This is a genomic window from Rhizobium sp. KNZ14-9A, from assembly GCF_056755015.1.
This window is the reverse complement of sequence record NZ_JBPGXB010000004.1, coordinates 635,399-647,943: the sequence shown is the minus strand read 5'-3', so window position 1 is coordinate 647,943 and position 12,545 is coordinate 635,399. Positions and strand designations below refer to the sequence as shown.

At 60.1% G+C, this 12,545-nt stretch carries 9 protein-coding genes and 1 pseudogene; 9 read left to right on the top strand and 1 reads right to left on the bottom strand.

Going from position 1 to position 12,545, the window contains the following annotated elements:
- Positions 1-80 precede the first annotated feature (80 nt).
- The 9 genes and pseudogenes from melA (at position 81) to ACR9ZQ_RS33265 (ending at position 9,814) form a co-directional block, all read left to right on the top strand.
- Positions 81-1,397: an alpha-galactosidase gene (gene melA / locus ACR9ZQ_RS33305; RefSeq protein ID WP_481429828.1), complete on the top strand. Its 1,317-nt coding sequence runs from the start codon at positions 81-83 to the stop codon at positions 1,395-1,397.
- 202 nt (positions 1,398-1,599) lie between these two features.
- Positions 1,600-2,394: a DeoR/GlpR family DNA-binding transcription regulator gene (locus tag ACR9ZQ_RS33300; protein ID WP_481429827.1), complete on the top strand. Its 795-nt coding sequence runs from the start codon at positions 1,600-1,602 to the stop codon at positions 2,392-2,394.
- Positions 2,391-3,352 (top strand): annotated as a pseudogene (locus tag ACR9ZQ_RS33295) (N-acetylglucosamine kinase). The gene ACR9ZQ_RS33300 and the pseudogene ACR9ZQ_RS33295 overlap by 4 nt, the downstream one beginning before the upstream one ends.
- Before the next feature lie 27 nt (positions 3,353-3,379).
- Positions 3,380-4,636: an ABC transporter substrate-binding protein gene (locus ACR9ZQ_RS33290; RefSeq protein ID WP_481429826.1), complete on the top strand. Its 1,257-nt coding sequence runs from the start codon at positions 3,380-3,382 to the stop codon at positions 4,634-4,636.
- Positions 4,633-5,550, top strand: a complete 918-nt coding sequence (locus ACR9ZQ_RS33285; protein ID WP_481429825.1) for a carbohydrate ABC transporter permease — start codon at positions 4,633-4,635, stop codon at positions 5,548-5,550. Before ACR9ZQ_RS33290 ends, ACR9ZQ_RS33285 begins: the two co-directional genes overlap by 4 nt.
- The gene (locus ACR9ZQ_RS33280) at positions 5,550-6,407 is read left to right on the top strand and encodes a carbohydrate ABC transporter permease (RefSeq protein WP_481429824.1); all 858 of its coding nucleotides are present in this window, start codon (positions 5,550-5,552) and stop codon (positions 6,405-6,407) included. The genes ACR9ZQ_RS33285 and ACR9ZQ_RS33280 overlap by 1 nt, the downstream gene beginning before the upstream one ends.
- Positions 6,408-6,418: 11 nt before the next feature.
- Positions 6,419-7,375, top strand: a complete 957-nt coding sequence (locus tag ACR9ZQ_RS33275; protein WP_310382119.1) for an SIS domain-containing protein — start codon at positions 6,419-6,421, stop codon at positions 7,373-7,375.
- Positions 7,372-8,673, top strand: a complete 1,302-nt coding sequence (locus ACR9ZQ_RS33270; RefSeq protein WP_310382118.1) for a D-tagatose-bisphosphate aldolase, class II, non-catalytic subunit — start codon at positions 7,372-7,374, stop codon at positions 8,671-8,673. Before ACR9ZQ_RS33275 ends, ACR9ZQ_RS33270 begins: the two co-directional genes overlap by 4 nt.
- Positions 8,674-8,743: 70 nt before the next feature.
- On the top strand, positions 8,744-9,814 hold the full coding sequence (locus ACR9ZQ_RS33265) for an ABC transporter ATP-binding protein (RefSeq protein ID WP_310382117.1): 1,071 nt from the start codon (positions 8,744-8,746) through the stop codon (positions 9,812-9,814).
- Positions 9,815-9,890: 76 nt separating this feature from the next.
- Here the strand turns inward: ACR9ZQ_RS33265 and ACR9ZQ_RS33260 are convergent, their stop codons facing one another.
- The gene (locus tag ACR9ZQ_RS33260; protein ID WP_481429823.1) at positions 9,891-12,119 is read right to left on the bottom strand and encodes a methyl-accepting chemotaxis protein; all 2,229 of its coding nucleotides are present in this window, start codon (positions 12,117-12,119) and stop codon (positions 9,891-9,893) included.
- Positions 12,120-12,545: the final 426 nt, after the last annotated feature.

Below are 12,545 nucleotides of genomic sequence, written 5' to 3'. Positions count from 1 at the left end.
AATACTCCCTTCAATAACAGGAAGAAATTCTGATTTGGAAGAGGCACGACTATGGTGACCTTGATTTGTGGGAGACTGAAATGCCGAAGATTTGCCTCGTGGGTGCGGGCAGCACCGTTTTTGCGCAGAACATTCTGGGGGATGTGCTGTCCACACCTTCGGGCAGCGATTATGTGATCAGCCTGTTTGATATCGACCCCGAACGGTTGATGACATCGGAGATCGTTGCGCGGCGCATCTGCGAGGCGCTCAATCTGCAGAGGGTAAGGGTAGAGGCAACCCTCGATCGTCGCGAGGCGCTGCGCGGATCGGATTTCGTTATCCTGATGATGCAGGTCGGCGGCTACAAGCCGGCTACTGTGACGGATTTCGACGTGCCGAAGCGATACGGCCTGCGGCAGACCATTGCCGATACGCTCGGCATCGGCGGGATCTTCCGCGGACTTCGCACCATTCCGGTGCTGGAAGCGATCTGCCGCGATATGGAAGAGGTCTGCCCTGACGCGCTGCTGATGCAATATGTGAACCCGATGGCGATCAACTGCTGGGCGATCAAGGAGCTGGCGCCCAGTATCCGCACGGTTGGCCTTTGCCATAGCGTACAGCATACCGCCGCCCATCTCGCCTCCTGCCTCGACGAAGACATTGCCGACATCAACTACATCTCGGCTGGCATCAACCACGTCGCCTTCTTCCTGAAATACGAGAAGCTGCATGCCGATGGCCGGCGCGAGGATCTTTACCCCCGCCTGAAGGCTCTCGCCGGCGAGGGACACGTGCCGCCCGACGATCGGGTGCGCTTCGATGTGCTGAAGCGGCTCGGTCATTTCGTGACGGAATCCAGCGAGCATTTCTCCGAATATACGTCATGGTATATCAAGGACCGCCGTCCGGAGCTCATCGACAAGCTCAACATCCCGCTCGACGAGTATATCAGCCGCTGCGAGCGGCAGATTTCAGAATGGCATGCGCTGCGCCGGGATCTCGAAGGCGACAAGCCGATCGAGGTCTGCCGCAGCAACGAATATGCCGCGGGCATCATCCACGCCGCCGTCACCGGCAATCCAGCGCTGATCTATGGCAATGTTCCGAACAACGGCCTGATCGAGAACCTTCCGGCCGAATGTATCGTGGAAGTGCCCTGCCATGTGGACAGGAACGGCATCCAGCCAACCCGCATCGGCAGGATCCCCACGCAGCTCGCCGCTGTGATGAAGCTCAGCATCTCGGTTCAGGAACTGACCGTTGAAGCAGCATTGACGGGAAAACGCGACCGCATCTATCAGGCAGCCCTGCTCGATCCGCATACATCGGCAGAACTGTCGCCGGACGAGATCTGGGGCCTGGTCGACGACCTGATCGAGGCACACGGCGACCTCCTGCCCAGATATAGCTGAGATCGGCCACAGGCCTATTCGCTCACCAAACAACAGCCAAGAGGCACGTCGTCATCAGAGACGACGTGCCTTTCTTTTTGATCCTGCATCACCAGATCGGCCAACATGGAAAAGATCATAAACGATCAGATTCTTGATTGACATTGATCGTATTGAGTGGGAACTTTGATGCAAGAAGCACAATTGCAGCAGGGGACAATCTGTGAACCAGACTGGCGGCGTGAAGACTGATCGGCTCGATGCCATCCGCAGCCATCTCTACGCGAATGGCTTTTCCACCATTCAGGACCTGGCCGACGCTGTCGGCGCCTCCTTGGCAACCGTGCGGCGCGACCTGCAAATTCTCGAACAGGATGGCGCGATTGACCGTGTGCACGGCGGTGCCCGTATCGCCGAGGGTTCCTCGGTCGAAATGGCCTTCCAGGAACGGGAAAAGCGCCAGCTTTCGGCCAAGCGTGCGATCGCCAATGCGGCCTATGAACTGCTTCTGCCCCGCACGGCGATCTTCCTCGACGCCGGCACGACGGTTCTTCAGCTTGCACGCCTAATCCGCATCAATCCGATGCCGCTCCGCATCTTCACGAACGGCCTGATTGTCGCTCAGGAATTTCTCAACATTCCGAACCTCGAGGTCGTGCTTCTCGGTGGCCAATTGCGCAGCGAAAACGCCTCCCTCGTCGGCCCGCAGGCCGAGGCGATGCTCGAAACGATCTGGTTCGATCAGCTGTTTCTCGGAGCAAGCGCCATCAGCCCCGACGGCGCGATCTACAGCGTGGACAGTGCCGAAGCTAGCCTGAACCGTCGCATGCTCACCCGCTCTGCCAACGGCTATGTGCTCGCCAATTCCTCGAAATTCGGGACGATGGCAACCTACAAGGTCGCGCCCCTGAACGCTGCAAAGCTCATCACCGACAAGGGCCTGACGCCCCAATGGCGCGCCGAACTCACCAACTTCGGTATTGACGCGACCTATGCCGAGCTCGGAGCAAAAGAATGAGTAACGAGCTGATCCTCGGCATCGATGGCGGCGGCAGCAAGGTGCTCGTTACACTTGCCGACAAAGACGGCCGAATTCTGCGCACAGCGCTCGGCGGCGGCGTCAATCCGATGGACAATCCGGACTGGCAACAGGAGCTGGAGCGGCATATCGAACCGTTCCGCAATGAGCCGGGCCTGGCCGCCGTCGGCGCTGCCCTGCCTGCCTATGGTGAAGTAGCGCATCTCTCCGCGCTCCAGAAGCAATGCATTGATGACGCCTTTCCGGATATCCGCGGGATCGTGCTGAATGACGTCGACGCCGCCCATCTCGGCGCCTTTGCCGGGCGCCCGGGCATCCTCGTTCTGTCGGGTACCGGTTCCATGTCCTGGGCGCGCAATGGCGCGGGCGCCTCCGCACGCGCAGGCGGCTGGGGCGATGTGATCGGCGACGAGGGCAGTAGCTATTGGATCGGCCGCGAAGCTCTGCATCTCATCAGCCAGAGCCTCGATGGACGTGCCAAGCCGACGGCGATGGCGCGAGCCATTTACGATCATCTCCAGCTGGATATTGCCGACCCGATGAACGCGCTCGGCGGCTGGATCAACGGGCTCGCAAGGCCCCGTGCGGGTATCGCCGCGCTCTCCATCCTTGTCGATCGAACCGCTCAGCAAGGTGATGAGACGGCCATTGGCCTGATCGAGACGGCGGCCGAAGAGCTTGCCAAACACCATTGGGCAATCGCCAGCCATTGTGAAACCGGCACGGACTGGACCTACGCGGGCGGCACCTTTTCCAGCCGTCTTTTGCTTGAAGCCGTCGAACGGCGGATTGGCCGGCGGGCGGTTTCACCCGTACTTCCCCCATTGGCGGCGCGCTTCTGGCCGCCGCCCAACTTCTCGACTGGCCGCTTGACGAGCGCTGGTTCGGGCAAATCGCGGTCGCGGCCGAAACCGTGATCGCGCGATCAAGACAATGACTGTCAACGATAAAGAAGGATGGGAACATGCGTAAATTGATATTGCCTTTGCTTGCCTCCGCCGCCCTTGCGATCGCCCTGCCTGCCTTGGCGGACGACGCCAAACCGCTTGCCGGCCAGTCTATCACGGTGCTGATGCCGTCGCCGCAGGGCGCCACGGTTGCGGCCGATTTTGAAGCCGCGACCGGCATTCATGTCGATCTCCAGACCCTCTCTTGGGACGATATCCGCCCGAAGCTGGTAACGGCGCTGGTCGCCGGCACGGCACCAGCCGATGTCACCGAATTCGACTGGTCATGGACGGGTCAGTTCAGCGCCGCCGGCTGGTACATGCCGCTGAACGAAGTGATCGACAAGGATAGTGTCGATGATATTGGCGTCGCCAAGATCTTCACCGTCGACGGTCAGTTGCTCGGCGTACCCTACACGAACGACTTCCGCGTCATGCTCGTCAACAAGAAGCATTTCACGGATGCAGGCATTACCGAAATGCCGAAGACGCTCGACGCGCTGGTCGAGGCCGCAAAGAAGATCAAGGAGAAGGGCATCTCCACCTATCCGATCGGCCTGCCGCTCTCGGCGACCGAAGGCGCTTCCACGAGCTGGTATCTGCTGACCAAGGCCTTTGGCGGCGAACTCTTTGACAAGGATTTCAAGCCGCTTTTCCTTACCCCCAATTCAGCCGGCTACAAGGCGCTCGCCTTCGAACTGAAGCTCTTGAAGGACGGCCTGGTCGACCCGGCCTCGACAGGCCTCAAGGACAGCCAGATCAACGAGAGCATGTTCGCCCAGGGGCTGACCAGCATCATGATCTCGGGTGAGCCTGGCCGCCTAGGTCAGATGAACGACCCGAAGCAGTCCAAGGTCGCCGGCCAGGTGGAAGCGATCCTCGTGCCGACCGAAAGTGGTCAGACCCGCAGCTTCGGCCTTCCGGAAGCGCTCGCCATTCCGAATGTCTCGCAGAACAAGGAAGCGGCGGTCGCCTTCGTCAAATGGTTCACCAGCAAGGAGTTCCAGAAGAAGAATGCCGCAAACGGCTTCCTGCCGACACGGACTTCGGCTCTCGCCGAACTCAATACGGAAGGCAAGCTGACGAGCGGCGACGCACTTGTCGCGCAGTCGAAGACCGTCGAGCCTCTGTTCCAGCAGGGAACGCCGCCGTGGTATCCGCAGTTTTCGAGCGCGGTAAACACGGCGATCAACAGCGCGGCAAAGGACCAGGTCACCGTTGATCAGGCCATGCAGAGCATCGCCGATGCAGCCAAGCAGGCGATGGCGCAATGACAACAGCCACCGCTGAAGGTGTGGCAGCCAAGCGTAGTGTCGGCCTCAACGCCGACACCATGCTCGGACTGCTGCTGGTGCTGCCGATCCTCGTGACGATGGCATCTCTGGTCTTCTATCCGATGGGACGGACGGTCTGGGACTCGCTGCACCGGGTCAATCCGATGCAGGCCGGAACGCCCTTTGTCGGATTGGAAAATTACATACGCATGCTGTCGGATGGCCAGCTGGCGACGACCTGGACGAATACCCTCATCTACGTCGTTCTCGCCGTCGCTGCCGAAACCATCTTCGGCGTGCTTGCTGCAGCGCTCATCAATCAGATGGGGGTCGGGCGCCAGTGGGTGCTTGCGGCTGTCATCCTGCCCTGGGCGCTCCCCGGTGTCGTCAACTCCGTCATCTGGCTATGGATCTATCAGCCCGGCGCAGGCCTGTTGAACGGCATCCTCGTCGCACTTGGCCTGCCTTTCGAAAATCATGTCTGGTTCAACGACCGGACGAGCGCGATCATCGCGGTCACCGTCGTGCATGTCTGGCGCATGATGCCACTGACGATCGTCATCGTGCTTGCGGCCATGCAGAGCATCCCGGCGCATCTCTACGAGGCTGCCCGTATCGACGGCGCGACACGCGTGCAGATGTTCAGCCTGGTCACGCTTCCGCTCGTGCGCAGCGCAATCGCCGTTGCCATGACGAACGCGACGGTCAATGCCTTCAATCTTTTCGACGAGGCCTGGGTGCTGGCCGGATCGAGCCTCGAAACGCGGCCGATCCTCGTGCAGATCTATCTCGAGACGTTCCAGAACCTTCGCTTCTCATACGGGATGGCGCTGTCGGTCGTCATTACGCTGGTGTCGCTGCTCGTATCGCTCGTCTATGTCCTCCGCGTCTATCGCAACACACGGTTCGACTGATGAAACCAACCATTCTCTATCGCCTGATGATTTGGGCCGGTCTTGCGATGCTGCTGATCTGGTCGCTCGGCCCGATCTACTGGACGATCGCAAGTTCCGTGACGCCAACGGAAGATTTTTCCACGCGGCCGATCCATTTCTTCCCGCAGCATTTCACGCTCGACCATTATTCGCGCCTGCTCGGCATCAACATTGCGCGGATCGGCGGGGTGGAAGTATGGAAGCAGTTCCGTGCAGCACTGCTCAACAGCGTGATCACGTCTGCAGCTGCCACGGCTCTCTGCGTCGCGATCTCGGCACTCGGCGCCTATGCCTTCACCCGGATGCGCTTTCCCGGGCGTCAGCTTCTGTTTGGCGCTGTCGTCGCGACGCTGGCCATCCCTGCCTATGCTGTGCTGATCCCGCTCTATCAGATCATGATCAAGATGCATCTGGTCGACACCTATACCGGCGTCTCGCTGATCTATGTCTCAGCCTATCTGCCGCTCTCCCTCTGGCTGTTGCGCAGCGTCTTCGAGCAGCTTCCGATCGCGCTCGAAGAGGCGGCACAGCTTGATGGCGCGGGTCGCCTCTTCATCTTCTTCCACATCGTGCTGCCACTCGCCGGACCCGGCCTGACGGCGGCCGCTATCCTCACCTTCCTGGGGGCGTGGGGCCAGTATCTCGTTCCCCTGATCTTCTCGCCGCAGGCGACGAAACCGCTGACGGTTCTCATTCCTGAATTCGTCACCAAGAACTTCATCGACTACGGGCTGATCACGGCAAGCGGATCGATCGCGATCGTCATCCCTGCCCTCGTCGTCATCTTTCTTAACCGATACCTCGTCAGCGGTCTGCTGGCTGGTTCGGTCAAATAATCGGAGACATCATGAACACGACCGAAAAGGTAATCTTCGAGCAGTTCCCCTATTGGGAAAAAGCCATCGGCTCGAATACGGCAAGCGGCAAGGCGGACGACCTCCTCGTCTTCGTCGGCTGCGGCACCTCCTTCAACCTCGCTTTGTCTCTGGCCGCCTATGCCAACAGCCTCAAGCGCAAGGCGATCGCCGTCCCGGGAGCGGAATGGCTGAACCGGCCTTCTTACTTCTGGCCGGAATGGCAGAAGACCCATGTGGTCGCGCTCTCGCGCAGCGGCGAAACGACGGAAACGGTCGCCGCCGCAAAGGCGAGCCGCGCTGTCGGCGCCTTCGTGACCGCTGTGACGGTCGAGCCCGAAAGCGCACTCGCCAAAAACTGTGACCAGCTGATCTGCTCTCCGACCCATCCCGAGGAAGGCATCGTCATGACGGTTTCGGCAAGCCTCATGGTATTGCTCAGCCTGCAGCTGATCGGTCAGACCGTGCCTGCCTCGGCCGTTGCATCGGCACGTCAGCTCGCGAATAAACTCGACTCCGCCCTGCCCGAAATTATCAAGGATCGCTCTCACTTCGTTTTTCTCGGCGGCGGCCCCCTTTTCGGCATCGCGCTCGAAGGAGCGCTCAAGTTGATGGAAATGAGCCAGCTGATGACGCAGGCCTTTCATCCGCTCGAATACCGCCACGGGCCGATCAGTCTCGTCGACGAAAAGACGGCTGCCATCATGCTTTACAGCACGGACCAGAGACAAGCCGAGGCCAAGCTCGTCGGCGAGTTACGCGAGAAAGGCGCCGTGGTCATCGGTATCGGCGGCCCCGGCGATCTGGAGCTTCCTGTTGATGTCGATCTGTCGCTTGCCGGTCTCATTGTCCTGCCGGCGCTGCAGATCCTTGGCGAACGCGCAGCGCAAGCAAGACAGATTGATACCGTCTCGCCGCGTCATCTTACCAAGGTCGTCACACTCGTATGAGCGCCGTGATCGATCAAAACCGCCAGACCGCACTGGCGAAACTGTTCGGCGAAAGGGGCCTGCCCCTGCCGCGCGGCATCACATCCGTATGCTCGGCCCATCCGCTGGTCATCGAGGCGACATTGCGACACGCGGCCCGGCGGGGTGATGTCGTCCTGATCGAGGCGACCTGCAATCAGGTCAATCAAGAAGGCGGTTATACGGGCATGAAGCCGGTGGACTTCCGGGCCTTCATCGAGCGCATCGCGACAGAGGTCGGCTTTCCCGCAAACCGCATCATTCTCGGCGGCGACCATCTCGGTCCAAACCCATGGCGAAAGCTTGCTGCCGAGGATGCGATGGCGCGTGCTGAGGCTATGGTGACGGCTTATGTCGAGGCCGGCTTCGAAAAGCTGCATCTCGACACGTCGATGGGCTGTGCTGGCGAGCCTGTGGCGCTTGCCGACGAACTGACCGCCGCAAGAGCGGCACGTCTGGCGAAAGCTGCCGAAGAGGCTGCCCGTCGCAGCGGTCGACGTCTGCCGGTCTATGTCATTGGCACCGAGGTGCCGCCGCCCGGCGGTGCGACCCATGCACTGGACGAGTTGGAGATCACGCGGCGGGAAGCAGCTTTGAGGACGCTTGATGTTCACCGTTGGGCATTTGCCGAAGCCGGCGTCAGTCCAGCTTTGGAGCGCGTTATCGCCATCGTCGTCCAGCCGGGTGTCGAGTTCGGCAACGCCAATGTCGCGCTCTACAGGCCCGAGCGCGCGCAAAATCTGATCTCTGCGCTCGATGAGATGAAGGGACTGCTTTTCGAAGCCCATTCCACCGACTACCAGCCGACAGCCGCGCTTTCGGCTCTGGTCGACGGCGGGTTTGCGATCCTGAAAGTCGGCCCCGGCCTGACCTTCGCATTGCGGGAGGCGCTCTACGGCCTCGATGCGATCGCCGGTATTCTTGGCGATGGTAGGCCAGGCAGCGGACTGGCGGCGGCGATGGAAGAGATCATGCTCGCTGAGCCCAGCCACTGGGCTGGCCACTATGGTGGTACGGCTGATGAGCAGCGATTGCAGCGGCATTTCAGCTACAGCGACCGCATCCGGTACTACTGGCCCGACGCGCGTGCGGCGGCAGCAGTCGACGAACTACTCGCCCGGTTGCCTGACGAAATCCCGGAAACGCTGATCAGCCAGCATCTCGCCCGCCTCTATCCTGGTGTGGTCGAAAAGCGTGTCGCACCGAGAGCCCGCGATCTCTGCCTTGCCGCTGTTGATGCGGCACTCGCTCCCTATGCCGCCGCGACAGCGCCTCGATAAGCGAGGCGCTGCATATCGCTCTGCCCGAGCGAGCGCAGATCCGAAATCAGATTTTCAGCCGGAGACAGTTATGGCGTCCGTAAACGTGGCAAATGTCCGCAAGAACTATGGTCACTTCGAAGTATTGCACGGGGTCGACATCGATATCCGCGACGGAGAATTCGTCATCCTTGTCGGCCCTTCCGGCTGCGGCAAGTCGACCTTGCTGCGCATGATCGCAGGGCTTGAGGAAATCTCCGGTGGCAACGTCTCGATCGGCAGCAAGGTCGTCAACAACGTCGCCCCGAAGGAGCGCGACATTGCCATGGTCTTTCAATCATATGCGCTTTATCCGCATATGACGGTCGAAGCGAATATGGGATTTTCGTTGCGACTGGCGAAAGCACCGAAGGAGCAGATCAAGGCGCGTGTCCGCGATGCGGCGCAGATCCTCGGTCTCGAACATCTCCTCGACCGCTACCCGAGAAATCTCTCCGGCGGTCAGCGTCAGCGTGTTGCCATGGGCCGCGCCATCGTCCGCCAGCCGCAAGTCTTCCTCTTCGACGAGCCCCTGTCCAACCTCGATGCCAAGCTTCGCGTGCAGATGCGCTCCGAGATCAAGCAGCTGCATCAGCGGCTGAAAACGACGACCATATATGTGACGCATGATCAGATCGAAGCCATGACCATGGCCGACCGGATCGTCGTCATGCGCGACGGCTATGTTGAGCAGATCGGTTCACCACTCGATCTCTACGACCGGCCGGCCAATCTCTTCGTGGCCGGTTTCATCGGTTCGCCTGGCATGAATGTCATCAAGGGCCGGATCAGCGCGTCCGGACCGCTTGAATTCATCGCCGACGGAGGGGCACACTTGCCGCTGCCGGAGGCTGCTGTGGCAATACGCGGCGCGGAGGTGGTCTATGGCGTCCGTCCGGAGCATCTGATCGTCAGCCAGGAAGGCGTGAGCGCCGAGGTGGCGGTCATCGAACCGACAGGTGCTGAAACCCAGATTAACGCTAAGCTTGGATCGGATTCCCTGGTGGCGACGGTGCGAGACCGGCTTTCCCTGCAGGCCGGCGATACCGTCAGAATGATGCCGGATCTCACTAAACTGCATCTCTTCGACGCCAAAACCGAAAAGCGCCTGACGAGCGGCTAACGGCTGCTTTGCGCTACTGAATGAAAACGGTGCGGCGATGATCGCCGCACCTTGTCTTGCTTTGACGGATCGAACCTCAGAACTCTTCCCAGTTGCCGCCCTTCGTATCCAGTGCGGCGTTTCCTGAGAATGCGGAGGCAATCTTGCGGCCGAGCGCCCGGGCGGGTGACGGCGTCGGCGCATCGTTTCGCCCGGCGCTTCGAGCAGGCGCCGAATGCGAAGCATAGCCTGCTTCGTTCAGTTTGAACTGAGCGAGAAGCTGGTTGAGCGATGCAACTTCCTTCGCAAGATTGTAGCTGGCAGCGGTCAACTCTTCGACCATGGCAGCGTTCTTCTGCGTATCCTGGTCCATCTGATTGACGGCCGTGTTGATCTGGTCGAGGCCCAACGACTGCTCCTGCGATGCTTCGACGATCGCAGCGATATGGCGGTTGATTTCCTGAACCTCCGAAACGATCGCCTGAAGCGCCTTGCCGGTATCGTCGACCAATTGCACGCCTGCATGCACCTGTGCATTCGAGGCCGTGATCAGATCCTTGATCTCTCTGGCCGCCGTTGCGGAGCGCTGCGCCAGTTCGCGCACTTCCTGTGCGACGACGGCAAAGCCCTTGCCGGCCTCGCCGGCTCGGGCTGCTTCAACACCGGCGTTGAGCGCCAGCAGGTTGGTCTGGAAGGCGATGTCGTCGATCACGCCGATGATATTGCCGATCTCACCGGAAGACTTGGAGATCTGCTCCATGGCGAGCACGGCCTTGCGGACCACCTCACCAGAATGTTCGGCGCCGGTTTTGGCACGGGCCACGAGCTGGCCGACATCCTGGGCGCGTTTGCTGGAACCCTTGACGGTCGTGGTGATTTCTTCGAGAGCCGCAGCCGTCTCTTCGAGAGCCGCCGCCTGCTGCTCGGTGCGCTTGGCGAGATCGTCGGCAGCCGACTTGATCTCGTTTGCTCCCGAGTCGATGCCGCGGGCATTCTGCGACACCCGGTTCAACGCGGATTGCAGCTTGTCGGCGGAGTCATTGAAGTCGCTGCGGACGCCATCGAGCCTTGCCACGAAGGGCTGCGCGATCCGGTAGGACACATCGCCCTCGGCAAGCTTTGACAGGCCGGCAGCGAGATTGTCGACGGCAAACTGCACATCGGCAGCGTCCTTCGCCTTTTCCTTCTCGCGCTCGATCTGTTCTCTTTCGCTCAAGCTGCGATTGGCTTCCGCCTCCTGTTCGAGGCGAACCCGCTCGATCGCGTTCTGCTTGAAGACTTGAACGGCACGGGCCATCGCGCCGATTTCGTCAGGCCGGCCCTGACCTTCGACCTCGACATCGATATTGCCTGCGGCCAGGCGCGCCATCGTGCCTGTCGTCTTCTTCATGACCGACGCAATCGAACGCGCAAAGACGAGGAAACCGAGCAGTGAAATAAGTGAGACGACGACTGCGCCGATCCCAGCCATCCAGAGCGCCTGCTGCGATGCTTCGACGACTTCCGTAACATCGGAGCCGATTTCGAAGACACCGATCTTGCGGCCGGAGAAATCTTCGAAGGGAATGGCGGTGACTTCATAGTCGTTGTTGCCGAGAACGGCATGGACACGGACGCGGTCGCCGTTGAAACCCGCCTGCAACTGTTCCTGGGTGAGGATCGTCTTGTCTCCGAAGGTCGAGGCCTGCGGCACAAATTTCCCGTCCTGCAGGATATGGACCGCAACTTCGGCATCGACGGATTTTGCGAGCGGCGCAAAATAGTCATTCGTGAGCGAGGTGCCGACATCGACGACGCCGACAGTCTTGCCGTCCTTGATAACGGGGGCCGAGGCAAACATGCTGACGGCGGTCCGCCCGGGTTCAATGCCCGCGTTCAGTTTGCCCTGCGTCAGCGCCGCAACGATCATCTTGCGACGTCCCTTGAGGTCATCGCCGAAGGTGTCAGGCGTATGGATACGTGCGACTGCGAGGCCATCGCCATTGCTGAAGGTGATGAGCTGAAGGCCCTGCGCTTTGATCGCCGGCAGGCTGGCTGTGTATTTTGCAAGAATGGATGCCCGATCATTCTTGGCGATAAGATCGGCCGTTTCGGGCTCACCGGCAAGGGCTACTGCAAGCCCGGCAGCAGCGCGTTTCTGCGCATCCATATCGGTCTGGATGACGTGCAGGTCGGCCGAGAGCTCCTTCTGAAGCGATTGATCGCTCATCGCGCTCTGGCGATGCCAGGCAAGACCACCGATTGCTGCGCTCGCAAACAAAACCGCAGCGAACCCGTAGGCTGTGATGCGGATCCAAATCGGCCGCTTAATCTGTTCTTCGCTCATATCGTCCTCTCATGCGTCGAATACCTTAATTCTTGAGGGGAAAACTTGTTTTTTACTTAATTTTGAATGGTCAACATTATGGACATAATCTGCGGGCGCATATCGCCGTCAGCGCTAGCAAGCGGCGCTTTATCCCGTATAGATTGCGTCTATTTCCGTCGCTTTGGCGAGTTCGAAACTCCACGCCTAAGGGATGGACGAGCATCAACAACGCAACATCCCGTATCGCCTTCCATGCCAAACTCCATCGGCGTCTCATGGCAGGAACCGACCAGATGGGTTGAGATACTCGGCCTTATTCCTTGATAGGCCACGGAGTTTTCTATCATCACCCAATCGGGTGATGCTCAAGTATCAGTCTCTCCTCTAAAAGATTTGACTAGACTAATATTCGGCTTCGGCCGCTCATATGACTTTACCAATCGA